We start from the raw sequence: 24915 nt of genomic DNA, 5'->3' as shown, positions 1-24915 counted from the left end.
CTTCATGTTCACACGTCATAATCAACCGCCACGGTCGCTGTGGTAAAGAAGAAAAAAGTCATTAAGGAATTAAGATGAAGAAACGTGTTTTTGTTATTGCTGCCATCGTGAGCGGCGCCCTGGCGGTTTCTGGCTGCACAACAAACCCTTACACCGGCGAGCGAGAAGCAGGGAAATCCGGCATCGGCGCGGGTATCGGTTCCCTGGTTGGTGCGGGTATTGGCGCACTCTCGTCTTCGAAGAAAGATCGCGGCAAAGGCGCGTTGATTGGCGCGGCGGCGGGGGCGGCCGTTGGCGGCGGTGTCGGTTATTACATGGACGTGCAGGAAGCCAAACTGCGTGACAAAATGCAGGGAACGGGCGTCAGCGTGACGCGTAGTGGCGATAACATCATTCTGAATATGCCGAATAACGTCACCTTCGACAGCAGCAGCGCCAACCTGAAACCTGCTGGTGCCAACACCCTGACCGGCGTGGCAATGGTACTGAAAGAGTACAATAAAACCGCCGTCAACGTGCTGGGCTTCACCGACAGCACCGGCAGCCAGGATCTGAATATGCGTCTGTCTCAGCAACGCGCGGACTCCGTGGCCAGCGCCTTGATCACGCAAGGGGTTGCCGCTAATCGTATCCGCACTCAGGGCATGGGTCCGGCAAATCCGATCGCCAGCAACAGCACGGCGGAAGGTAAAGCGCAGAACCGTCGCGTAGAGATTACGTTGAGTCCTATGCAGTAATCGTTGAGCCGGGTGGCGGCTTCGCCTTACCCGGCCTACGTTCGACATGTAGGCCCGGTAAGCGCAGCGCCACCGGGCAAATTACTTGCTTCGTCAGATTTTCCCGCTAAGGTATTCACACGAAATTCAGGGAAATCAGCGATGAGCAAATCAACACGGGCAACCATCAGCGATGTGGCGAAGGCCGCAAAAACCGGCAAGACCAGCATTTCACGCTATCTCAACGGTGAAAAGCATCTGCTTTCCGACGCGCTATTGGCCCGCATTGAACAAGCCATTGCCGATCTCGACTACCGTCCCAGTCTGATGGCAAGAGGCCTGAAACATGGGCGTACCCGCCTGATTGGCCTGATTATCGCTGATATAACCAACCCCTACTCCGTCAACGTGTTAAGTGGTATTGAAGCCGCCTGCCGTGACAAAGGCTTTACTCCACTGGTGTGCAACACCAACAACGAAGTGGATCAGGAGCTGCATTATCTCGACCTACTGCGCAGCTACCAGGTCGAAGGGATTGTGGTCAACGCCGTAGGGATGCGCGAAGAGGGACTAAACCGCCTGCAGCAGTCTGCGCTGCCGATGGTGCTGATTGACCGCAAAATTCCGGATTTCGCCTGTGATATGGTCGGGCTGGATAACACCCAGGCGGCAACGGTTGCCACGGAACATCTGGTTGAGCAAGGTTTTGAAGCCATTCTGTTCCTCAGCGAACCGTTGGGTATGGTGAATACCCGCCGCGAGCGCCTGAGCGCTTTTCGCGCCACCCTCGCACAGTACCCCGGAGTTATCGCGCAAAATGCCGAAGTCCCGCTAACAGACAATACGCAACTCGATGACACATTGCGCCAGTTTCACCAGCAGCATCGGGGAATGCGCAAAGCCGTTATCTCAGCCAACGGCGCTCTCACACTGCAGGTTGCCCGCGCCCTGAAACGCATTGGCCTTAACTGGGGCAGCGATATCGGCCTGCTCGGTTTTGACGAACTGGAATGGGCCGAACTGGCGGGCGTTGGTATTACCACGTTGAAACAACCCACCTGGCAGATTGGCTACACCGCCGTTGAGCAAGTTGTACGCCGGATCGATGGCGGCTCTGCTGCCATTCAGGAACAGGTCTTCTCCGGCGAACTGATCGTTCGCGGCTCTACCGCCCGTTAAATTTCCTTCGTGATGGTGATCATAAATTCGACATCATAAGCTTTTCTTTGGAACCGGTTCCATCTAGCGTTATAGAAAGAACGCTAGTCTGGAGTTTCCATGAAAAGAAAAATTATGGTGGTCACTGCCGCCTACGGCCACGAGCAGATACGAGCCGCAGGCGGGCAAACGGCAATATTGCCCGTCATTGCCGAAGCCGGTGCTGACGGCGTCGAAATCCGCCGCGAGTTGCTGACCGATGCCGAGCTGCACACGCTGTCCACGGTGGCATCCGCTATCGAAATCTTCGGCCTGCTGTCCTGTTACTCAGCCCCTGAGCCGTTGTTCCTGGAGGACGGTAGCCTCAATCCCCGACTTCCTGCACTACTTGAAGAAGCACAGGCCCTGCAGGCGCTGTGGCTAAAAGTCTCCCTCGGCCATTTCTCCCATACCGAACAGTTCAACGTTTTACGTGAATGGCTTGAAGACAGCGGAATGGAACTGGTTGTCGAAAACGATCAGACCGCCTGCGGACGCCTGCAGCCGATGCTGCGCTTTAACGAAGCCTGCCAGACGCAGAATCTGCCGATATCTCTGACCTTCGATATGGGCAACTGGCTGTGGGTGGGCGACTCCCCGGAACAGGCGGCGCAGAAACTGGCGTCAACCGTTGGGTATATCCATGTCAAAGCCGCCGTTGTGCATCGCGACAGCTACCGCGCCGTACCGCCTGATGCATCCGATCCGCGCTGGCTGGCGCTTCTAAAAACGCTGCCCGGCGATGTTCCACGCGGCATTGAGTTTCCCCTGGAAGGGCAGGATTTGACGGCGGTTACCCGCCGTTACGTCGAGTTGTTACGCGAGGAGTAACGCATGAAAAAGTCACTGGATGTGGTCACGATTGGTGAAGCGATGGCGATGTTTGTCGCCACGCAAACCGGCGAACTGGCAGATGTGGAGCAGTTTATCAAGCGCGTTGCTGGCGCTGAACTTAATGTGGCAACCGGACTTGCTCGCCTGGGTCTGAACGTAGGCTGGGTAAGCCGCGTAGGTAACGACAGTTTTGGCCGTTTTATTATTAAGTCGCTGGAGAAAGAAGGGATTGATGCGCAGGGAGTCACTCTGGACGGGCGCTACGCTACCGGCTTTCAGCTTAAATCTAAAGTCGAAAATGGAACCGATCCCATTGTGGAATATTTCCGCAAAGGTTCTGCTGCCAGCCACCTCAGCGTTGAGGATTTTCACGAAGCCTACTTCGCCAGCGCGCGCCACCTGCACCTGAGCGGCGTCGCGGCGGCGCTTTCGGCCAGCTCTTATGAACTGCTGGCCCATACCGCCCGCACGCTGAAAGTGCAAGGGAAGACCATCTCGTTCGACCCGAATTTACGCCCGGTACTGTGGAAAAGCGAAGGCGAGATGGTGGAAAAACTCAACCGACTGGCATTCCTGGCTGACTGGGTACTGCCGGGGTTAAAAGAGGGCATGATTTTAACCGGTCAGCAGACGCCTGAAGCCATCGCCGACTTTTATCTGCGCCACGGGGTGAAGGCCGTGATCATCAAAACCGGGGCTGATGGCGCCTGGTACAAAACCGCCAGCGGTGAACAAGGCTGCGTCGCACCGGTAAAAGTCGACAACGTGGTCGATACGGTCGGCGCAGGCGATGGCTTTGCCGTGGGCGTTATCAGCGCCCTGCTGGAAGGGCGCTCGCTGCATCAGGCGGTGACCCGCGGCAATAAAATTGGCGCACTGGCCATTCAGGTTCAGGGCGACAGCGAAGGATTACCCACACGTGAACAATTAGGGGAATAAATTCCCGGCCAACTCTGTCTCTGTACCCTACATTCAGAGGCGGCGTATCAGCATAACCAGAGGGCAGTCTATGAATAGCTCAACCAATGCAGCAAAACGCTGGTGGTACATCATGCCAATCGTGTTTATCACGTACAGCCTGGCGTACCTTGATCGCGCGAACTTCAGCTTCGCTTCCGCAGCCGGTATCAACGAGGACCTCGGTATTACCAAAGGGATCTCCTCCCTGCTGGGGGCTCTGTTTTTTCTTGGCTATTTCTTCTTCCAGATCCCAGGCGCAATTTACGCCGAACGCCGCAGCGTACGTAAACTGATTTTTATCTGCCTGATTCTGTGGGGCGCCTGCGCGTCACTGACCGGGATGGTCAGCAATATTCCAATGCTTGCCGCCATCCGCTTTATTCTTGGCGTCGTTGAAGCCGCCGTGATGCCCGCAATGCTGATTTATATCAGTAACTGGTTTACGAAGTCCGAGCGTTCGCGTGCTAATACCTTTCTGATCCTCGGTAACCCAGTCACCGTCCTGTGGATGTCCGTGGTTTCCGGGTATCTGATCCAGGCGCTGGGCTGGCGTGAAATGTTCATCATTGAAGGTTTTCCGGCCATCATCTGGGCGTTCTGCTGGTGGGTACTGGTAAAAGATAAACCGTCGCAGGTAGGCTGGTTGTCAGAATCCGAAAAAGCCGCGCTGCAGGCCCAGTTAGAAAAAGAACAGCAGGGTATCAAAGCCGTGCGTAACTACGGCGAAGCGTTCCGTTCACGTAACGTTATTCTGCTGTGCATGCAGTACTTTGCCTGGAGTATTGGCGTCTACGGTTTTGTTCTGTGGTTGCCGTCAATTATCCGCAGCGGCGGTGCCAACCTGGGTATGGTAGAGGTCGGTTGGCTTTCGTCTGTTCCGTATCTGGCGGCGACGGCGGCGATGATCCTCGTTTCCTGGGCTTCCGATAAACTGCAAAATCGTAAGCTGTTTGTCTGGCCACTGCTGCTGATTGCCGCTTTCGCCTTTATTGGCTCCTGGGCCGTTGGCGCAGACCATTTCTGGATTTCTTACACACTGCTGGTTATCGCCGGTGCGGCCATGTATGCCCCTTATGGCCCCTTCTTCGCCATCATTCCTGAGATGTTACCGCGCAACGTCGCTGGGGGAGCAATGGCATTGATCAACAGCATGGGCGCATTAGGCTCATTCTTTGGCTCCTGGTTTGTCGGCTACCTCAATGGCACCACCGGCAGCCCGTCCGCCTCATACATTTTTATGGGGGTAGCGCTTTTTGTCTCAGTATGGCTAACTCTGATCGTTAAGCCTGCTAATAATCAACAGCTACCTATTGGCGCACGCCACGCTTAAATTTTAACTTACGGAGATTCGCATGAAGCCGTCCATTATTCTCTATAAAGCGTTACCTGACGATTTACTGCATCGCCTGGAAGAGCATTTTACTGTCACTCAGGTGCCTAACCTGCGTTCAGAAACCGTAGCACAGCACGCCGAAGCCTTTGCCAGCGCGGAAGGTCTGCTGGGCTCCAGTGAAGCCGTCAATACCGCCCTGCTGGAGAAAATGCCGAAACTGCGCGCGACCTCCACCATTTCCGTAGGCTATGACAACTTCGATGTTGAGGCCTTAAACGCACGTAAGGTGCTGCTGATGCACACGCCAACGGTGCTGACAGAAACCGTGGCGGACACGGTAATGGCACTGGTGTTAAGCACCGCTCGCCGCGTGGTGGAAGTCGCTGAACGCGTGAAGGCAGGCGAATGGACAAAAAGCATCGGGGCCGACTGGTTTGGTACCGATGTTCACCACAAGACGCTGGGCATTGTCGGCATGGGACGCATTGGACTGGCGCTGGCGCAACGCGCGCATTTCGGCTTTAGCATGCCGATTCTCTACAACGCACGCCGCCATCATCAGGAAGCGGAAGAGCGTTTCAACGCGCGCTACTGTGACCTGGATACGCTGCTGCAGGAATCGGATTTTGTTTGCCTGATTCTGCCGTTAACGGACGAAACCCACCATCTGTTCAGTACCGAACAGTTTGCCAAAATGAAGTCTTCTGCCATTTTCATTAACGCCGGGCGTGGCCCGGTGGTGGATGAAAACGCACTGATCGCCGCCCTGCAAAGCGGGGAGATTCATGCCGCGGGCCTGGATGTGTTTGAACAAGAGCCGTTGCCGTCAGACTCACCGCTGCTGTCGCTGCCGAATGTGGTGGCGGTACCGCATATTGGTTCAGCCACGCATGAAACGCGCTATAACATGGCGGCTTGTGCTGTGGATAACTTAATTGACGCACTGCAGGGGAAAGTTGAGAAGAACTGCGTGAATCCGCAAGTGGCCAAATAACACAAAAGGCCGGGTAGCATTGATGCTCACCCGGCCTTTAATTTGTCTTACCGTACGACGATTACTGCGCGGCATTCACCGCAGCAGTCCATGCCTGATTAAATGCCTGATGCTGCGCCGCCAGCGGGCCAATCAGCGTATTGTACTGACTGGCCTGTTGTGAGGTTGGGAACTGGATGCCGTTCGCAACAAAGCTCACTTGTGTATCCTGCTGCGCGATGAAATCGCCCACCTGCACCAACTGCTGCGTGAAAACTTGCGCGGCTGGGATCAGTGGCTGTAACGCCTCTGCAGGTACAGTGACGACTTTATTGTAAACCTGGTCAAAGACCGGCTTCAGATCCTCACCCTGCTTCAGCGCGCCATGGGCAGCATCTGCCTGTAGCTTCGCATTCTGCAACTGTTGTCCTAACACGCCCAGCGCGCCATTTGCCTGACGCAGCGGTTCACGCTGAGTCATATAATCCTGAGGAACACGGATTGCGTTTACGCTATCAACAACCGGGCGCAGACCGGAGTCCATTGCCTGATTAACCTGCTGTGAATAGCCATAAAGAATCGCGTAATCGGACACAAACGGGCCAAACTGTTTTTTCTGATCGGCAGTCAGCGTCGGTAAACGCTCTCCGCTACGCATTGCAGTATTCTGCAGAAAATCGATAAACGCTTTGCGTTGATCGCCTTCTTTATCAAAACACCCACTCAGGCCAACTACCATTAAGAGCGCCAAAACAGGCGCAAACCAGCGAGAGCAGGACTTACCTGTCGCCATTTTAATACTCCTTTCACCCAAAAATGCGCACAACGACACCCGCGTGCCTGACGTTGACAAGGATAGTCCAGGTCAGCCCCGCAAGATACCCTTTCCGCGTAATCTTGTGGGGGAAAATAACCGTTCTCACCACCCTGCATTTTGCGAAACAATGCTCCATTCACATAACGGCGCTCTATTTTAGTCATCTTTACAATCGGGATCGATCGTTCTAGATCCCGACCTTTATCAGTTTGTTAGCCTGCGAAATATTGTTGCCCACCGTTTGCTGAAACGAATCCATCTCTCAAACCCCAAATCCGACTTCATTTTTTGCGACTACTCTTAATGAGCTTCGAGAAAATTCACGATCCCGCTGTGTGATTAATAGGAGTTCTCAATGGAATACAAAGATCCTATGTTTGAACTGCTAAGCAGTCTGGAGCAGATTGTTTTTAAAGATGTATCGCAGACCGTCACTCTGACGCAAAAAACCAACCCTTTCACCGAATTTGAACAGCTACGACGAGGGACAGGTTTAAAAACAGATGATTTTGCCCGGGTAATGGGCGTGACGGTCGCGATGGTTCACGAATGGGAGTCTAAACGCGTAAAGCCTTCCAGTACCGAATTGAAGCTGATGCGTCTGATTCAGGCAGACCCGAGATTAAGTAAGCAATTGATGGATTGAGCTATTTTTTAATTTTACTTCATAACGGTCCTGTAAAAGGGCCGTTCCCATACCGAGGTTATCCACAAAAAAGAAAATAGTAGTTGCATCCACATGCGTAAAATGAGTTAATGCCCTCAACGGTTTGACGTACAGACCATTACAGCAGTTAGTAAGGCAAGTCCCTTCAAGAGTTATCGTTGATACCCTCGTAGTGAGCATTTCCTTTACTGTTAAAAAATCTGTAAAGCACGCCATATCGCCGAAAGGCACACTTATTTTTTAAAAGGTAATACACTATGTCCGGTAAAATGACTGGTATCGTAAAATGGTTCAACGCTGACAAAGGTTTCGGCTTCATCACTCCTGACGATGGCTCTAAAGACGTGTTCGTACACTTCTCTGCTATCCAGAACGATGGCTACAAATCTCTGGACGAAGGTCAGAAAGTTTCCTTCACCATCGAAAGCGGCGCTAAAGGCCCGGCAGCTGGCAACGTAACCAGCCTGTAAGCTTAAAAAGCTCAAAATTCTGAATCCCTGCCCAACGGCGGGGATTTTTTTTATCTGTACTTCCTAAAATACCTCGCCCACACGCGTCTTTGCATTACTTTACCCGTCGCCCCTTTGACCTTTCCCTAAGGGCAAGCTTTATAGTGAGCCAGTCTGTATTCCACAATGTTCACAAGGAATTGAAGCTATGTCGAAATCCTCATTGCTGCTGGTTTTAGGTTTACTCACCACCGGTAGCGCGTTCGCAGCAACCCCTGAAGCCACTTTTTTGGCGGAACACGGGCTCAGCGGGAAATCCGTCGAGCAAATCGTCGAGGCGATTGACCAATCTCCCCAGAGCCGACCACTGCCCTACTCGGCATCCATCACCAGCACTGAACTAAAGCTCTCTTCGGGCGATCAGATCTATACCCTGCCGCTCGGCGATAAGTTCTATCTGTCGTTTGCCCCCTATGAGTGGCAAACACATCCTTGCTTCAACCACAGCCTTTCTGGCTGCCAGGGCGAAATGCCGGAGCAGACATTCAATGTCAAAGTCACGGATAACAAGGGTGATGTAGTGCTACAAAAAGAGATGAAGAGCGGTCGAAATGGCTTCGTCGGGGTTTGGCTACCGCGCAATATGGCAGGCACCATCGCAGTAAGCTACAACGGTAAAACAGCGGAGTATCCTATTAAGACCATGGAAGACAGCCAGACCTGTCTGACTAAATTACAGCTGCGCTAACAACATAAAAAAATGCCGGATGGCGCAATGCTTATCCGGCCTACTGGTGTTTATCTCGTAGGCCGGATAAGGCGAAGCCGCCATCCGGCATTTTCTAAGTCAGCTCAGGACCGTTACTGCAGCAGCGAAATATCCGCCACGCGCAGGAACAGTTCGCGCAGTTTTTCGAGCATGGAGAGACGGTTGATACGCAGATCTTTATCTTCTACGTTGACCATCACTTTCTCGAAGAACGCATCAACCGGCTCACGCAGTTCCGCTAACTCAACCAGCGCTTCCTGGTAATGGCCAGCGGCGAAAACAGGCTCCAGCTTATCGCGCAGCACCACAACCTGCATCGCCAGCGCAATTTCTTCCGGCTCTTTCAGCGTTGCCGCATTCACACGGTCATTCAGCGTCTCTTCAGACTTCGCCAGAATATTTGATACGCGCTTGTTCGCGGCAGCCAGCGCAGACGCGGCCTCCAGCGTACGGAAGTGCGAAACTGCCTTCATACGTGCGTCGAAATCAGCCGGACGAGTCGGACGACGCGCCAGCACGGCCTGAATGGTATCGACGGTGTAACCTTCGTCCTGATACCAGGCGCGGAAGCGACCGAGCATAAAGTCGATAACGTCATCAACCACTTTCGCGTTGGTCAGCTTGTCGCCATACAGACGAACAGCCTCTTCCGTCAGCGTTTTCAGATCCAGATTCAGGTTCTTCTCAACGATGATACGCAGCACGCCCAGCGCGGCACGACGCAGCGCAAACGGATCTTTGTCGCCTTTCGGATGCTGACCAATACCGAAGATACCCGCCAGGGTGTCCATCTTGTCAGCAATCGCCACGGCACAAGCCACCGGGTTAGACGGCAGGTCATCACCGGCAAAGCGTGGTTGATACTGCTCGTTCAGCGCCACAGCAACATCTTCCGCTTCGCCATCGTGACGCGCGTAGTGCATTCCCATCACGCCCTGAGTGTCGGTGAACTCGAAGACCATGTTGGTCATCAGGTCGCACTTGGACAGCAGGCCAGCACGCGTTGCGTGGTTAACGTCAGCGCCAATTTGACCAGCAATCCAGCCCGCCAGCGCCTGGATACGGTCAGTCTTGTCGCGCAGCGTACCTAGTTGCTGTTGGAACAGCACGGTTTGCAGACGCGGCAGATTGTCTTCCAGACGTTTTTTACGGTCGGTATTGAAGAAGAATTCGGCATCCGCCAGACGCGGACGAACCACCTTCTCGTTACCGGAGATAATCTGGGTCGGATCTTTCGATTCGATGTTGGCAACGAAGATAAAGTTAGGCAGCAGTTTGCCGTCGTTGGCGTAAACCGGGAAGTACTTCTGGTCACCTTTCATGGTGTGTACCAGCGCTTCAGACGGAACCGCAAGGAATTTCTCTTCGAACTTCGCGGTCAGCACGACCGGCCATTCAACCAGCGAGGTGACCTCTTCCAGCAGGCTTTCGCTCAGATCGGCGTTACCGCCAATCTTACGCGCCGCTTCTTCAGCATCGGCTTTGATTTTCGCTTTACGCTCAGCGTAATCCGCAATCACTTTGCCGCGCTCACGCAGAATTTCCGGATACTGATCGGCATTGTCGATGGTGAATTCCGGTTCGCCCATAAAGCGATGGCCGCGGATCACGCGATCGGACTGGATACCCAGAATCGTTGCCGGAATGACTTTGTCGCCCAGCAGCAGGGTCACGGTGTGAACCGGACGCACGAAGTGAACGTCAGACGCGCCCCAGCGCATCAGTTTCGGGATCGGCAGCTTCGCAAGCGAAGTGGTAATCATGTTCGGCAGCAGCGTTTCTGCGCTTTCGCCTTTCACGTGCGCGCGATACAGCAGCCACTCGCCTTTGTCGGTGGTCAGACGCTCAGCCTGATCAACCGTGATACCGCAACCGCGCGCCCAACCTTCTGCCGCTTTACTCGGTTTACCTTCAGCATCAAACGCCTGGGCAATGGCCGGGCCGCGTTTTTCAACTTCACGATCGGGTTGAGATTCTGCCAGGGCAGCGACTTTCAGCGCCAGACGACGTGGAGCGGCAAACCACTCAACATTGCCGTGCGCGAGGCCAGCGTTGTCCAGCTCCGCGGTAACGTTCGCAGCAAAGGACTCAGCCAGGCTGCGCAGTGCTTTTGGTGGCAGCTCTTCAGTGCCGATTTCCACCAGAAAAGTTTTCTCAGACATGGCCGCCTCTTATTTGTCTTTGTTGCACATCGGGAAGCCAAGGGCTTCACGGGAAGCGTAGTAAGCTTCTGCCACTGCTTTGGTCAGGGTGCGAATGCGCAGGATATAGCGCTGGCGCTCGGTGACGGAGATGGCTTTACGCGCATCCAGCAGGTTGAAGCTATGGGCGGCTTTCAGAATACGTTCATACGCAGGCAGCGGCAGCGGGTTTTCCAGCGCCAGCAGCTGCTGGGCCTCTTTTTCGTACTGCTCGAAGCAGGTGAACAGGAAGTCCACGTCGGCGTATTCGAAGTTGTAAGTGGATTGCTCCACTTCGTTCTGATGGAACACGTCGCCGTATGTGGTTTTACCCAGCGGGCCGTCGCTCCAGACCAGGTCGTAAACGCTGTCTACGCCCTGAATGTACATGGCCAGACGTTCCAGACCGTAGGTGATTTCCCCGGTTACTGGTTTACATTCCAGACCACCAACCTGCTGGAAGTAGGTGAACTGCGTCACTTCCATGCCGTTCAGCCACACTTCCCAACCCAGACCCCAGGCGCCCAGCGTCGGGTTTTCCCAGTTATCTTCCACGAAACGAATATCGTGAATGGTCGGGTCCATACCCAGCTCTTTCAGAGAACCCAGGTACAGCTCCTGAATGTTGTCCGGTGACGGCTTAATCACTACCTGGAACTGATAGTAGTGCTGTAAGCGGTTCGGGTTTTCGCCATAGCGGCCATCGGTCGGACGACGGGAAGGCTGCACATAAGCAGTCGCCATCGGTTCCGGCCCCAGCGCACGCAGGCAGGTCATTGGGTGAGATGTCCCCGCGCCGACTTCCATGTCCAATGGTTGAACAATGGTGCAGCCCTGGCGAGCCCAGTAATCCTGTAAGGTCAGGATCAAGCCCTGGAAGGTCCTGGTATCAAACTTTTGCATATTATTTCGTGCTGGATACGTGTGGATTTAAAGGAAGCGGTCAGTATACCCGCTGGCTGCAAGATATACAGTACGAAACGGGAAAAAGGGGGAACTTAGCGCATGGAAAGGTGCAAAAACTGCCCGTCTGCGTCAAATGAGCAGACAAAACTCTCTTTGCGGAAGGTAGAACCGCGCATCTCATAGCTACCCTGAAATTGCTCAAGACCGGTGATAGCAATTTTCTGGACGCCCGTATTATAAAGCTCCGATGCTTCACTTTTGCACAATGACTCCATATCCAGCGAACGCGTGGCAGTAATTTTGCCCTTTTGCGCTTTCTGCACGGGTGTTGACGATTGTGGATCGGCGCACCCCACCAGCAGCAGCGTGAGGATTGCTGGAAAGAAATACTTCATCATCATTTTATTACCGCCTGGTTTGCTGGTCAGTCTTATTATTAGTGTCTGGGAACGGATCCTATTGTGAGAATCTCCCCAGGCCATCACAAGCTTTAGCGTAATAACTCGGATTAATCCAGTGAGCGATGTCCGCAAATACTGGTCAGACTTTTTTTAATGAAAACAGAGGAACTGATGCAGCCCAAAATTTACTGGATTGATAATCTGCGCGGGATCGCCTGTTTAATGGTCGTGATGATCCACACCACGACCTGGTATATCACCAATGCGCAAAGCGTCAGCCCGGTAAATTGGGATCTGGCCAACGTGCTCAATTCCGCCTCTCGCGTCAGCGTCCCGCTGTTTTTTATGATCTCGGGTTATCTCTTTTTCGGCGAACGCAGCGCCAAACCGCGCCATTTCACGCGCATCGCGCTCTGCATTCTGTTTTACAGTAGCGTGGCGCTGGCCTACATCCTGCTGTTTACCTCGATCAACGCTGAGCTGTCGCTGAAGAACCTGCTGCAAAAGCCGGTGTTCTACCACCTATGGTTTTTCTTCGCTATTGCCGTTATCTACCTGGTATCCCCGCTTATTCAGGTGAAAAATGTCAGCGGAAAAATGCTGCTGGCATTGATGGTGGTGATAGGCGTGATTGCCAATCCCAATACCGTCTCGCAAAAAATTGGCGGCTTTGAGTGGCTTCCCATCAACCTGTACATCAGTGGCGATACGTTCTACTACATTCTGTACGGCATGCTGGGCCGGGCGATTGGTATGATGGACACGCAAAAGCGCTCACTCACCTGGCTCTGCGCAGCGTTGTGTCTCGTCGCCGTGTTTGTTATTTCCCGCGGGACGCTACATGAGCTCCAGTGGCGAGGCAATTTTGCCGATACCTGGTATCTCTACTGCGGACCAGCGGTGTTTATTTGTGCCGCCTCACTTCTGACGCTGATCAAAAACACGCTCAGCACGCGCACACTGCCGGTACTGGGCCTTATTTCCCGCCACTCATTAGGAATTTATGGCTTTCATGCGCTGATCATTCACGCGCTGCGCACCAACGGCATTGAGCTCAAAAACTGGCCGCCGCTGGATATACTGTGGATTTTTAGCGCCACGCTGGCAGGAAGTTTACTGTTGTCCATATTGTTGCAGCGCATCGATACGCGCAGGCTGGTAAGTTAAAAGAAAAGCCCTAGATCGGTAACAATCGAGGGCTGACGATCACTCTGTAAACTCTTCTGCGGCGGCCAACGTTTCTTTTTGATGCTCAAAACCGCCATCACGGATATTTTTCTGCACCGCAACGGTACCAAACAGGCTCAAAAAGAAGGCCAGACCATAAAATCCTTTCTCGTTTAGCAGCAGCGTGGCATTCCACAAACCAATAACCAACAACGCAACCGCAATAACAAACGCGGCCAGGCAGGTTACGTAGTAAATCGGCGTAGTCGGGATGCCTTCATATTTATCCCGTATCGTCTTTTGATACGACGCAGCAGAAAACAAACCAAGAACCAAAACAGCAAAGTAATACCCCTTTTCGTTCAACTGCATATCGGCATTCCACAACCCCAACAAATAAACCACAATACCGCCCAAAAGCGCGATCCATGACACAATGCTAAATGCGGGTGAATAAGTTGATGTCCTGTTTTCCATTTAGAGTTCCTGTCCTTTAGATAAATCTTCTGCTGAGCGCAGCAATAAAGCCTGCCCCAGTAAACATACGATGAATGCCATCGGGTAAAGCCCCTTTTCAAGAGGCGATAATGGAGCGTTCCACACCCCCACCAGCAGCAATCCTACCGTGATAAGAGCCACCATCTGACATACAGAGACGAAGCGTTCGTCGTCCTGATCGAGATTTTCAGCACGCTGATAAACATATGTCACAAACATTCCCGTCATCAGCACGCCGAAAAAATAGCCTTTGCCACTCAGCAACGGGCATGCCCGCCATAAGCCAATAACATAAATCAGTGCGCCAGAAAGGAATAATATCCATAGCAACAGCCTTGTTGTCTTCATTGGGATCTCCTTATCCATCATGGATACAATATGAATAACCCGCTAAAGACAACACAGAAAAATGCCACTGCGCAGGACTTTCAGAATAAATTCATGCGCGTTAATTATTTATTGGATTGAAATATATATTTGATAAATCCCCTCTGTTTACCAGAGGGGATTTAGGGTCAGGACATCAGCGGTTGTAATTGCTGATAGATTCGGCGGAAGGTTTCTCGACGCTGTTGGTAAAGAGCATGACGCCCGGCGTCAGGATAATGCGCCTGCTCCAGCGTAAGCTGAGGCAACAGGTCAGATAATGGTCGTTGCGGATTGATGGCAATTTGCGCCAGGCGCGCCGCACCGAGTGCAGGGCCAACGTCACCGCCGGTACGGTAATCCAGCTGCAATCCGCTAATGTCAGACAGCATTTGACGCCAGTATTCACTGCGCGCCCCGCCGCCAATCAGCGTAATGCTGGCGGGCTGCACGCCACAGGCATGTACCACATCCATCCCATCAGCTAAGGCAAATCCCACACCTTCCAGTACCGCTCGCGCCAGTTCTGCCGGGCCATGCTGATGCGTCAGGCCAAAAAGGACGCCCTTCGCCTGCGGGTTATTGTGCGGCGTACGTTCACCTGAGAGATAGGGCAAGAACCAGACCGGTTCAGCCTGCTCATTTGCCTGCTGTGCGGCATCAATCAGCGCAGGTACGCTTGCCATCCCGGTTAATTTTGCCGCCCAGTCGAGACAGGATGCGGCGCTCAGCATCACTGACATCAGATGCCACCGTTCAGGCAGTGCGTGGCAGAAGCTGTGTACCGCACTTTCTGGTTTACTGAGAAAACCGTCGCTTACAGCAAAGTAGACACCGGACGTGCCCAATGACAGCATTGCCTGGCCTGCATTCATCATCCCTACGCCAACCGCACCCGCCGCGTTATCGCCACCACCCGCCACAACCGCAACCTCTGACATGCCCCAGGATTGCGCGACACCAGGCAACAGCGTTCCGGTAATCGCACTGCCCTCGTACAAGGTCGGCATATGTGCGCGAGTCAGTTGACACGCAGACAACATGACGTCACTCCAGTCACGTTTCGCGACATCCAGCCACATCGTACCTGCGGCATCCGACATATCGCTGGCAAACTCTCCGGTCATACGCAGACGCAGGTAATCCTTCGGCAGCAGGACTTTATCAACCTGGCCGAAAATGTCCGGTTCATGGCGCTGAACCCACAGCAATTTAGGGGCGGTAAAGCCAGGCATCATCAGATTGCCGGTAATCATACGAGATTGCGGCACCTGATTTTCCAGCATCACGCATTCTTCGGCGCAGCGACCGTCATTCCACAGGATTGCCGGACGCAGAACCTTCTGCTGCTTATCAAGCAGCGTCGCGCCGTGCATCTGCCCGGCAAGACCTAACGCCTTTACCTCGCAGAGTGAATGCTGCTGACCCAACGTTTTTACAGCACGATCCGTCGCCAGCCACCACTGTTCAGGATCCTGCTCCGACCATAATGGATGAGGCCGAGAGACGGTGAGTTTCTCCGTGTGCGAAGCGACCACATCGCCCTGCTCGTTGAGCAGGATGGCCTTTACGCCTGATGTACCAAGATCTATCCCGATATACATAGGGTATCGTTCCTTAAAGAAAGGCCCGGTAGCGAATCGCTATCCGGGCTTACGGACGTACTCAGCAGTCCATTATTTGTCGAACAAATAATGGTTTACCAGATTTTCCAACTGTTCCTGATGGCCGCTCTGATGCACCGGTGCCAGGTTATGTTGTTCAGCGTACTGCGCAATTTCCGTCAGCGTCATCTGACCTTTCAGAATTTGCTGGCCCAGCTCACCATTCCAACCGGCATAACGTTTTGCCACGCGCTGATCCAGGCCACCGTCTTCAATCATACGGGCCGCAATTTTCAGCGACAGCGCCATGGTATCCATCGCGCCAATATGACCATAGAACAGATCGTATTTATCAGTACTCTGACGACGGACTTTGGCATCAAAGTTCAGGCCACCAGTGGTAAAACCGCCCGCTTTCAGGATTTCGTACATCACCAGCGCATTCTCTTCTACGCTGTTCGGGAATTGGTCGGTATCCCAGCCCAGTTGTGCGTCGCCACGGTTCGCGTCGACGGAACCAAATAGCCCCAGAGCAATCGCCGTAGCGATTTCGTGGTGGAACGAATGGCCTGCCAGCGTGGCATGGTTGGCTTCAATATTCAGTTTGATCTCTTTTTCCAGACCGAACTGCTTCAGGAATCCGTAAACGGTCGCGGCATCGTAATCGTACTGGTGCTTGGTCGGTTCCTGCGGCTTCGGTTCGATCAGTAAGGTGCCCTGAAAACCTGTTTTGTGTTTATGCTCGACCACCAGTTGCATAAAGCGGCCAATCTGCTCACGTTCCTGACGCAGATCGGTATTCAGCAGTGTTTCATAACCTTCACGACCGCCCCACAGAACGTAGTTTTCGCCACCTAACTTATGCGTGGCATCCATAGCCGTAACCACCTGCGTGGCCGCCCAGCTGAAGACTTCCGGATCCGGGTTTGTTGCCGCACCCGCGCCGTAGCGTGGGTTGGTAAAGCAGTTTGCCGTTCCCCACAGCAGCTTCACGCCGCTCTGTTCCTGTTTTGCCGCCAGCACATCAACCATCTGCGCAAAGTTGTTTTTGTACTCTTTCAGTGACGCGCCTTCAGGCGAGACGTCAACATCATGGAAGCAGTAGTAAGGCACGTTCAGCTTGTGGAAGAACTCAAATGCCACATCCGCTTTGCGTTTCGCCAGCGCCAGTGCTTCACCCGGCTGCTGCCACGGACGATCGAAAGCGCCCATACCGAACATATCCGCGCCGTTCCAGCAGAAAGTGTGCCAGTAGCAGGCGGCAAAGCGCAGATGTTCTTCCATGCGCTTACCCAGCACAATTTCATCAGGGTTGTAATGGCGAAATGCGAGTGGGTTAGTGGATTTTGTACCTTCAAAACGAACGCGATCGAGTTGGTCAAAATAAGCTTGCATAATAAGCTCCATAATCAGGTAATACGGCAAGTAAACTGCGATACAGTCATACTGGAATTTCCTGATTTATTGCTCAATTACGTTATTTCACACCGCCATTAAGAGAATACCCAAATGTGCGCTGGCTCCCAAAAATGCACACTGAATAAGCAATTAAAAAAGCGATCTCGCTCGGCTCTTCATCAATAAACAAAAAACCGTAATACACAGATAAGAAATGACAATTGTCTTCCTGGTCGTGGTGTGTGAATTTTGCGTAGCGTTACGCAAATAAGAAATTTGTCACGCTTCATCAAGTAGTCGCACCTGCGGTTTTGGTAGTATCGACAGGCCACGTTAACCTTTCAGGATAGGCTCTTATGTTTGATAAACGACACCGCATCACTCTATTATTTAATGCTAATAAAGCCTATGACCGCCAGGTGGTAGAGGGCGTAGGTGAATATTTACAGGCATCACAATCCGAGTGGGATATATTCATTGAGGAAGATTTCCGTGCCCGTATTGATAATATCAAAGACTGGTTAGGCGACGGTGTTATTGCTGATTATGACGATGATGACATTGCGCAATTATTTGCCGATGTCGATGTTCCCATCATCGGCGTTGGGGGTTCCTACCATCTTGAAAGCGATTATCCACCCGTCCATTACATTGCGACCGATAACCATGCGCTGGTGGAAAGCGCTTTTCTGCATCTGAAAGAAAAAGGGGTCAACCGATTCGCATTTTATGGTCTGCCCTCTTCCAGCGGCAAGCGCTGGGCTGCCGAGCGTGAATATGCCTTTTGCCAGTTGGTCGCCAAAGAGAAGTACCGTGGCGTTGTCTATCAGGGGCTGGAAACCGCACCAGAAAACTGGCAACACGCGCAAAATCGACTGGCAGACTGGCTGCAAACTTTACCCCCGCAAACCGGTATTATCGCCGTGACTGATGCGCGTGCGCGGCATGTTCTGCAGGCCTGCGAGCATTTGCATATCCCGGTGCCGGAAAAACTGTGTGTTATTGGGATAGATAACGAAGAACTCACCCGCTACCTGTCCCGCGTCGCGCTGTCATCCGTTGCTCAGGGCGCACGACAGATGGGCTATCAGGCAGCAAAACTTCTGCACCGCTTACTGGCGAATGAAGAACTGCCGCTGCAACGCATTCTGGTGCCTCCGGTACGCGTCGTTAATCGTCGTTCAACCGACTATCGCTCACTGACCGATCCCGCTGTCATTCAGGCAATGCACTTTATCCGCAACCATGCCTGTAAAGGCATCAAAGTCGAGCAAGTGCTGGATGCTGTCGGGATTTCACGTTCGAATCTCGAGAAGCGCTTTAAAGACGAGGTCGGGGAGACCATCCACGCCGTGATTCATGCCGAAAAACTGGAAAAAGCGCGTAGCCTGTTGATCTCCACGACGCTCGCGATAAACGAAATATCACAAATGTGCGGCTACCCGTCGTTGCAGTATTTCTATTCCGTTTTCAAAAAAGAATACGACACGACGCCAAAAGAGTACCGTGACATGAACAGTGAGGTATTGCTGTAGGGGGAATTGGCCGGATGGCGGTTTCGCCTAATCCGGCCTACAGAGCGGCTCACAGGCCTGATAAGCGTCGCGCCATCAGGCCTGTGGAATTACATATGCGCGGCAATTAAACGCTGGTTATCCTGATACATGGCGAACAGATAGTTGTTGTAGCTCTGTCCTTTCGTGGAATAACCCTTCAACTTATGGATCATCGCGGTGGCGGTGACTTCCTGATCGGCCTTTCGCAGCTGCACGCGTGACTTACGGAAAGAAGAGTAAGCCGGATGCGTGTTCAGGTTAATGACATAGGCATTCACCGACTCTTTTACCGATTCAAACTGTGAGTAGCCTTTCACCTTACCGGGTGCATTGTTGCAGCGGCCTTTGACACATTTCATGCCAAACAGGTTGTTATTGCTACGCGCCAGTTTCGATGTGCCCCAACCGCTTTCAGCCGCAGCCATAGTCGCCACCATACTGGTAGGAATGATGTCTACGCGCTCAAGCAGCGTATTCCATGGAATTTTACGCGTGTTACCAGACCAGCTCACCTTGTAGCGTTTCGCGATATCTTTCATACGCGTACGCTCAGTTGGTGACCAGCGATTCTGGTACTGCTTTGAGATCAGCCAGTTACGGTCCGCCGTAATGGCAGCATTTTGACTGGTAATATAAGGCATAACCGTCCGGAGAAACGCTTTTTTCCTTGGTGTTCCGGAAGGGTATTTTCGCAAATCAGGAAGTGAACTACTCTTTGCACTATTGCGAGAATACTCTTGTTTACTGCTTACCTGTGTATTACTTGCCTTGATTACCTGGGGCTTATGATTCGTTGTCGCCGTGTGTGTCTTTGCCAGCACCTCACCCGAAAATGCAACGGTGAGTAACATAAGAATCATTGCCCCATATCGTCGAATGGGAGTCAATATCATTAGGTCTCCTGGTCGGATTTAAACATTCCAACACCTTATATTTTTCACAAAAATGAGAGATGAATCTCAAATCATATCAAAAATAGCCGTCAAGAGCACCCAAAGGAATAGTCCAATTCTGAAACTATGTCACGTACAAACCGTTCCGGGTGCGGTTAATTCGAAGAAAATGTGGAGGTTATCGCAAAACCAGGTCGTTTTTTGCGCGCGATCGCTCACCCTCATCTCTCATCCGGGCAGAATCGACGCTAAGGATGAGTTTCCGCTCTGATTTCACTGGCAAACTGGCGTAAATCGCAGCATCAAGGACAGCATTATGAAACTTGCCGCCGTTGCGCTGGTATTACTGCCCGGCATTGCCATCGCCTCATCATGGACTTCTCAGGAATTTCCTACCTTCGAAGCGGAAGGTACGGGTAAATTCGTCAGCCATGCAGCGTTGACGAAGGGTACTCGCCCTTTGACCCTGAATTTTGACCAACAGTGCTGGCAGCCTACAGATGCCATTAAACTCAATCAGATGCTGTCGCTAAAACCCTGTGAAGGCACACCGCCACAGTGGCGTTTATTTAAAGACGGCGATTACACATTGGAAGTCGATACCCGCTCCGGTACACCGACGCTAATGCTGTCAGTAAAAAACGAGGCTGATCCCGTCACCGCCCAAATCCGCCAGTGCCCAAAATGGGATGGCTCGCCGCTGACGCTGGATGTGAGCCAGACATTCCCGGAAGGCACCGTGGTACGCGATTACTATAGCCAGCAAACGGCAACGGTGAAAAACGGGTCGATTACCTTACAGCCCGCCGCAACCAGTAACGGGCTGTTGCTGCTGGAACGGGCAGAAACCGATGCCCCCGCCGCCTTCGACTGGCATAACGCCACGGTATATTTCGTCCTGACGGACCGCTTTGAAAACGGCGATCCGACTAATGATCACAGCTATGGACGTCGCAATGACGGTATGCAGGAAATTGGTACCTTTCACGGAGGAGATTTACGCGGGCTGACCAACAAACTCGACTACCTGCAACAATTGGGCGTCAACGCCTTGTGGATCAGCGCGCCGTTTAAACAAATCCACGGCTGGGTTGGCGGTGGTACTAAAGGCGATTTTCCCCACTACGCCTATCACGGTTACTACACCCAGGACTGGACCACACTCGACGCCAATATGGGTAACGAGGCCGACCTGCGCGCGCTGGTTGACGGCGCGCATCAACGCGGCATCCGCATTCTGTTTGATGTGGTGATGAATCATACCGGCTACGCCACGTTGGCGGATATGCAGGAGTATCAGTTTGGGGCGTTGTACTTGTCAGGTGAGGAACTAAAAAAAACGCTCGGTGAACACTGGACGAACTGGAAACCCGTGTCCGGGCAGAGCTGGCACAGTTTTAATGATTACATCAACTTCAGCGATAAAGCCGGCTGGGAAAAATGGTGGGGGAAAAAGTGGATCCGTACCGATATTGGCGACTACGATAATCCTGGCTTTGATGACCTGACCATGTCGCTGGCGTTCCTGCCCGATCTGAAAACCGAATCCACCACACCTTCCGGGCTGCCAAACTTTTATCAGCACAAGCCGGATACGCACGCCAAAGCCATTGCCGGTTACACGCCCCGGGATTATCTGACGCACTGGCTCAGTCAGTGGGTCCGTGATTACGGGATTGACGGTTTTCGGGTCGATACCGCCAAACACGTCGAACTTGCTGCCTGGCAGCAGCTAAAAACACAGGCCAGCGCGGCGTTAGTCGAATGGAAGAAAGCCAACCCGGACAAAGCGCTGGATGATAAACCCTTCTGGATGACCGGCGAAGCCTGGGGTCACGGCGTAATGCAAAGCGATTATTACCGTCACGGCTTCGACGCGATGATCAATTTCGACTATCAGGAGCAGGCGGCAAGGGTCGTCGATTGTCTGGCAAATATGGATCTCACCTGGCAACAAATGGCGGAGAAACTGCAGGACTTCAACGTCCTGAGCTATCTCTCCTCGCACGATACGCGTTTGTTCCGCGAAGGTGGAGACAAAGCCGCCGAGTTGTTGTTGCTGGCACCTGGTGCGGTACAACTTTTTTACGGTGACGAGTCGGCACGACCTTTCGGCCCAACCGGTTCAGACCCGTTACAGGGTACACGCTCGCAGATGAACTGGCAGGATGTGACCGGGAAATCTGCCGCCAGTGTCACGCACTGGCAGCGTATTAGCCAGTTCAGGGCCCGTCATCCCGCAATCGGAGCGGGTAAACAAACCACGCTGTCATTAAAACAGGGATACGGATTTATCCGCGAACACGGCGACGATAAAGTCATGGTCGTGTGGGCCGGTCAACCCTGAACCCAACAGGCTTCTCATGCCCAACGGCGCGGGAAGCCAGATTCAATATAAAAAACTATCCAGAAAAAAATCTGCAGCACAAAACATCAATTCAGCTCTGTAGGCCTGATTTGCACCCCGCCATAGGTAGCGCTATGGTTAGCCACTTTAATACTGAGTTCGACAGACCACCTGCTATGACATTCTCACTTTTTGGCGACAAATTTACCCGCCATTCAGGCATCACACGCCTGATGGAGGACCTCAACGACGGTTTACGCACCCCAGGCGCCATCATGCTCGGCGGCGGTAATCCGGCACAAATTCCAGAGATGCAAAATTACTTTCAATCTCTGCTGGCAGATATGCTGGAAAACGGCAAAGCCACTGATGCGCTTTGTAATTATGACGGTCCACAAGGTAAAACCGAGCTACTGTCTGAGTTGGCGAAACTACTACGTGAGAAGTTGGGTTGGGATATAGAGCCACAAAATATTGCACTGACGAATGGTAGTCAAAGCGCGTTTTTCTACTTATTCAATCTGTTCGCCGGACGCCGCGCTGACGGAACAACACAAAAAGTGTTATTCCCATTAGCCCCGGAATACATTGGCTATGCCGATTCCGGGCTGGAAGAAGATCTTTTCGTCTCCGCACGTCCGAACATCGAACTGTTACCGGAAGGTCAGTTTAAGTATCACGTTGATTTTGAACACCTGCACATCGGTGAAGAGACGGGCATGATCTGCGTGTCACGTCCGACCAACCCGACAGGCAACGTGATCACCGATGAAGAGCTGATGAAGCTGGACCGGCTGGCCAACCAGCATGGGATCCCGTTGGTGATTGATAATGCCTATGGCGTACCGTTCCCCGGCATCATCTTTAGCGAAGCACGCCCGTTGTGGAACCCTAACATTGTGCTGTGCATGAGCCTTTCGAAGCTGGGTCTGCCCGGTTCACGCTGCGGCATCATTATCGCCAATGAAAAAATCATCACCGCCATTACCAATATGAACGGCATCATCAGCCTTGCACCTGGCGGAATGGGCCCGGCAATCATGTGTGAAATGATTAAGCGTAACGACCTGCTACGTCTGTCCGAGACAGTGATCAAACCGTTTTATTACCAGCGCGTTCAGGAGACAATTGCGATCATTCGCCGCTATTTATCTGAAGATCGCTGCCTGATCCATAAACCAGAGGGCGCGATTTTCCTGTGGCTGTGGTTCAAAGATTTGCCCATCACGACTGAACTACTGTATCAGCGCCTGAAAGCGCGCGGCGTACTGATGGTTCCCGGTGACTACTTCTTCCCAGGGCTGGATAAACCCTGGCCGCATACCCATCAGTGCATGCGCATGAACTACGTGCCAGAGCCGGAGAAAATCGAAGCTGGCGTGAAGATTCTGGCTGAAGAGATCGAACGCGCCTGGCTGGAAGGCTGATGATAAACCCGACCCTACCACGGGTCGGGCTCATTTCACAGCGGCTGGGAACGTAGACGCTGTTTCTGGACGCTGACCGCATCTATACACTGCAACGCGCTGGTCGGGCAGGCTTCGACACACGCGGGTCCCGCCTCACGGTGCCAGCACAAATCGCATTTTATCGCCTGCACCCGCGACGAGCGGGCGACGACATTCATTGCCCCAAACGGGCAAGCCAGCATACAGCTTTTACAGCCAATACAACGCGCCTGTTCAACGAAGATATGCCCATGTTCACGACGAATAGCATACGTTGGGCACACGTTAGCGCAGGGAGCATCTTCGCATTGATGACAAGCGACCGCCGTCGTAAAAGCGTCATCTTTGATCACGCGGATCCGCGGAGTAAACGCAGTGGAAGAGACCGATGCGCAGTCCTGGTTTTGCTGATGCGCGACGACACAGGCCACCTCGCAGGTGCGACACCCAATACATTTTGCCGCATCCGCCATAATAAACGCGTTCATTGCCCCCCTCCCTCTGCGTGAAAACCACAGAGTGCCAGAGAGGTTGCCCCTGTCGCTTTGATCGGACAGGGGAAATGGTTAAATTTTGTCAGGTGACTGAACGACGCCAGGCATACGCCTAATCGCGAACGCTAAAGCCCAGCTCATTGGAAATGGCCTGCGCGGTTTCCCGCAGCGGCTTGAGTAAATTCTTTTCTCCGACCTGCTTCAGGCGCGAGGTAGAGAGTGAAATCGATACCGAGTACGGCACCCGCCCATGAATATCAAACACCGGCACGGCAATGCAGGAAACGCCCAGCTCGTTCTCTTCCCGATCCATTGCCATGCTGCTTTCGCGGATCTGCGCCAGCTCATCGTACATGGCCGGTAAACCAGTAATCGTATTGCGGGTCAGCGGCTGAATCAGATCCTGATGGCTCTGCCAGTAAGATTCCACATAGTCCGGATGACCAAATGCCATATAAATTTTGCCCATCGCCGAGCAATACAGCGGCATATGCTGACCGATATAAGCGCGGGTACGCAGCATGCCCGTCGTCGGCTCCAGCTTATAAATCAAAATCGCATGGTCGTCTTCACGACTGGAGAAGTTGATAGTTTCACCGGTGGCGATATTCAGCGCTTCAAGGTGCGGCGCAGCAACATGGATGATGTTCAGTGACGACAACGCCTTCTGACCCACGGCAATAAATTTGGTGGTCAGGCGATAACTCCCTGCCGCTGGCGCGGGGGTGACATACCCACAGGATTGCAGCCCTTGCAGCAGTCGATGCACGGTACTTTTGTTCAGCCCTGCCAGTTCAGACAAATGCGCCAACGGGCAACCATTCGGATAGTTGCTCAAAATCTCAATCAACATCAAACCACGGAACAGGCTCTGACTTCCGGCTGGCCTCTCTTTGTCTTGCGTCATCTCACTCTCTTTTGTGCCCATCATTTCCGCTCCCC

Annotated in this window: 24 protein-coding genes; 13 read left to right on the top strand and 11 right to left on the bottom strand. The window is 52.8% G+C overall.

The window, feature by feature from the left end; all coding sequences use genetic code 11:
* The first annotated feature begins 74 nt into the window (after nt 1–74).
* The 6 genes from I6L54_RS02305 (at nt 75) to ghrB (ending at nt 6034) form a co-directional block, all read left to right on the top strand.
* Nucleotides 75–737, top strand: a complete 663-nt coding sequence (locus I6L54_RS02305; protein WP_005133829.1) for an OmpA family lipoprotein — start codon at nt 75–77, stop codon at nt 735–737.
* Nucleotides 738–878: 141 nt separating this feature from the next.
* Nucleotides 879–1895: a LacI family DNA-binding transcriptional regulator gene (locus I6L54_RS02300; protein WP_005133828.1), complete on the top strand. Its 1017-nt coding sequence runs from the start codon at nt 879–881 to the stop codon at nt 1893–1895.
* 99 nt (nt 1896–1994) lie between these two features.
* Entirely contained in the window at nt 1995–2744 is a 750-nt protein-coding gene (locus tag I6L54_RS02295; protein ID WP_040231623.1) for a sugar phosphate isomerase/epimerase family protein, read from the top strand.
* Nucleotides 2745–2747: 3 nt separating this feature from the next.
* Nucleotides 2748–3686, top strand: coding sequence for a sugar kinase (locus I6L54_RS02290; protein WP_005133825.1), 939 nt, complete (start codon nt 2748–2750; stop codon nt 3684–3686).
* A 70-nt stretch (nt 3687–3756) separates the two neighbouring features.
* Nucleotides 3757–5037: an MFS transporter gene (locus I6L54_RS02285; protein ID WP_040231622.1), complete on the top strand. Its 1281-nt coding sequence runs from the start codon at nt 3757–3759 to the stop codon at nt 5035–5037.
* Between the two features lie 22 nt (nt 5038–5059).
* Complete coding sequence (gene ghrB / locus I6L54_RS02280; RefSeq protein WP_005133822.1) at nt 5060–6034, top strand: glyoxylate/hydroxypyruvate reductase GhrB; 975 nt, start codon at nt 5060–5062, stop codon at nt 6032–6034.
* A gap of 61 nt (nt 6035–6095) precedes the next feature.
* Here the strand turns inward: ghrB and I6L54_RS02275 are convergent, their stop codons facing one another.
* Complete coding sequence (locus I6L54_RS02275; RefSeq protein ID WP_040231621.1) at nt 6096–6806, bottom strand: DUF3053 domain-containing protein; 711 nt, start codon at nt 6804–6806, stop codon at nt 6096–6098.
* A 379-nt stretch (nt 6807–7185) separates the two neighbouring features.
* Between I6L54_RS02275 and I6L54_RS02270 the strand changes: the two genes are divergently transcribed.
* From I6L54_RS02270 to cueP, 3 genes are all read left to right on the top strand, one after another.
* Nucleotides 7186–7476: an HTH-type transcriptional regulator gene (locus I6L54_RS02270; protein ID WP_005133819.1), complete on the top strand. Its 291-nt coding sequence runs from the start codon at nt 7186–7188 to the stop codon at nt 7474–7476.
* Between the two features lie 278 nt (nt 7477–7754).
* Nucleotides 7755–7967, top strand: coding sequence for a transcription antiterminator/RNA stability regulator CspE (gene cspE, locus I6L54_RS02265; protein WP_000014594.1), 213 nt, complete (start codon nt 7755–7757; stop codon nt 7965–7967).
* A 187-nt stretch (nt 7968–8154) separates the two neighbouring features.
* Nucleotides 8155–8694: a copper-binding periplasmic metallochaperone CueP gene (gene cueP / locus I6L54_RS02260; RefSeq protein ID WP_005133818.1), complete on the top strand. Its 540-nt coding sequence runs from the start codon at nt 8155–8157 to the stop codon at nt 8692–8694.
* A 113-nt stretch (nt 8695–8807) separates the two neighbouring features.
* Here cueP and glyS read toward each other — a convergent pair whose 3' ends face one another.
* The 3 genes from glyS to I6L54_RS02245 all read right to left on the bottom strand — a co-directional run bounded on the left by glyS (nt 8808) and on the right by I6L54_RS02245 (nt 12202).
* On the bottom strand, nt 8808–10877 hold the full coding sequence (glyS, locus tag I6L54_RS02255; RefSeq protein WP_005133817.1) for a glycine--tRNA ligase subunit beta: 2070 nt from the start codon (nt 10875–10877) through the stop codon (nt 8808–8810).
* Nucleotides 10878–10886: 9 nt separating this feature from the next.
* Nucleotides 10887–11798 carry a glycine--tRNA ligase subunit alpha gene (gene glyQ, locus I6L54_RS02250; protein ID WP_001168551.1) on the bottom strand — a complete coding sequence of 304 codons (912 nt, stop codon included), beginning with the start codon at nt 11796–11798 and terminating at the stop codon, nt 10887–10889.
* Nucleotides 11799–11893: 95 nt separating this feature from the next.
* A complete protein-coding gene (locus I6L54_RS02245; protein WP_005133815.1) occupies nt 11894–12202 on the bottom strand; it encodes a YsaB family lipoprotein in 309 nt (102 codons plus the stop codon).
* A 171-nt stretch (nt 12203–12373) separates the two neighbouring features.
* Here I6L54_RS02245 and I6L54_RS02240 point away from each other — a divergent pair, with 171 nt between their 5' ends.
* Nucleotides 12374–13369 (top strand): acyltransferase, encoded by a 996-nt coding sequence (locus tag I6L54_RS02240; protein ID WP_040231778.1) that lies wholly within the window; start codon nt 12374–12376, stop codon nt 13367–13369.
* A 39-nt stretch (nt 13370–13408) separates the two neighbouring features.
* Here the strand turns inward: I6L54_RS02240 and yiaA are convergent, their stop codons facing one another.
* The 4 genes from yiaA to xylA all read right to left on the bottom strand — a co-directional run bounded on the left by yiaA (nt 13409) and on the right by xylA (nt 17232).
* Nucleotides 13409–13846 carry an inner membrane protein YiaA gene (yiaA, locus tag I6L54_RS02235; protein WP_005120530.1) on the bottom strand — a complete coding sequence of 146 codons (438 nt, stop codon included), beginning with the start codon at nt 13844–13846 and terminating at the stop codon, nt 13409–13411.
* Nucleotides 13847–14215 (bottom strand): inner membrane protein YiaB, encoded by a 369-nt coding sequence (gene yiaB / locus I6L54_RS02230; protein ID WP_040231617.1) that lies wholly within the window; start codon nt 14213–14215, stop codon nt 13847–13849. It abuts the gene before it with no gap.
* Nucleotides 14216–14382: 167 nt separating this feature from the next.
* Complete coding sequence (xylB, locus tag I6L54_RS02225; protein ID WP_005120527.1) at nt 14383–15837, bottom strand: xylulokinase; 1455 nt, start codon at nt 15835–15837, stop codon at nt 14383–14385.
* A gap of 72 nt (nt 15838–15909) precedes the next feature.
* The gene (gene xylA, locus I6L54_RS02220) at nt 15910–17232 is read right to left on the bottom strand and encodes a xylose isomerase (RefSeq protein WP_005120526.1); all 1323 of its coding nucleotides are present in this window, start codon (nt 17230–17232) and stop codon (nt 15910–15912) included.
* 359 nt (nt 17233–17591) lie between these two features.
* Here xylA and xylR point away from each other — a divergent pair, with 359 nt between their 5' ends.
* The gene (xylR, locus tag I6L54_RS02215) at nt 17592–18770 is read left to right on the top strand and encodes a D-xylose utilization transcriptional activator XylR (protein WP_005120524.1); all 1179 of its coding nucleotides are present in this window, start codon (nt 17592–17594) and stop codon (nt 18768–18770) included.
* An 89-nt stretch (nt 18771–18859) separates the two neighbouring features.
* Here xylR and I6L54_RS02210 read toward each other — a convergent pair whose 3' ends face one another.
* Complete coding sequence (locus I6L54_RS02210) at nt 18860–19684, bottom strand: protein bax (protein ID WP_040231614.1); 825 nt, start codon at nt 19682–19684, stop codon at nt 18860–18862.
* Nucleotides 19685–20000: 316 nt separating this feature from the next.
* Between I6L54_RS02210 and malS the strand changes: the two genes are divergently transcribed.
* Nucleotides 20001–22031: an alpha-amylase gene (gene malS, locus I6L54_RS02205; RefSeq protein WP_040231613.1), complete on the top strand. Its 2031-nt coding sequence runs from the start codon at nt 20001–20003 to the stop codon at nt 22029–22031.
* Between the two features lie 176 nt (nt 22032–22207).
* Nucleotides 22208–23458, top strand: a complete 1251-nt coding sequence (gene avtA / locus I6L54_RS02200; protein WP_005120517.1) for a valine--pyruvate transaminase — start codon at nt 22208–22210, stop codon at nt 23456–23458.
* Nucleotides 23459–23493: 35 nt separating this feature from the next.
* Here avtA and I6L54_RS02195 read toward each other — a convergent pair whose 3' ends face one another.
* Both I6L54_RS02195 and yiaJ read right to left on the bottom strand, forming a co-directional pair.
* Nucleotides 23494–23967 (bottom strand): 4Fe-4S dicluster domain-containing protein, encoded by a 474-nt coding sequence (locus I6L54_RS02195; RefSeq protein WP_040231611.1) that lies wholly within the window; start codon nt 23965–23967, stop codon nt 23494–23496.
* A 118-nt stretch (nt 23968–24085) separates the two neighbouring features.
* Nucleotides 24086–24901, bottom strand: coding sequence for an IclR family transcriptional regulator YiaJ (yiaJ, locus tag I6L54_RS02190; protein ID WP_040231776.1), 816 nt, complete (start codon nt 24899–24901; stop codon nt 24086–24088).
* Nucleotides 24902–24915: the final 14 nt, after the last annotated feature.

The sequence above is a fragment of the Citrobacter pasteurii genome (assembly GCF_019047765.1).
GTDB classification, from domain to species: Bacteria; Pseudomonadota; Gammaproteobacteria; order Enterobacterales; family Enterobacteriaceae; genus Citrobacter; species Citrobacter pasteurii.
The sequence above is the reverse complement of the archived record's forward strand: the minus strand, read 5'-3'. Positions and strand labels throughout refer to the sequence as shown.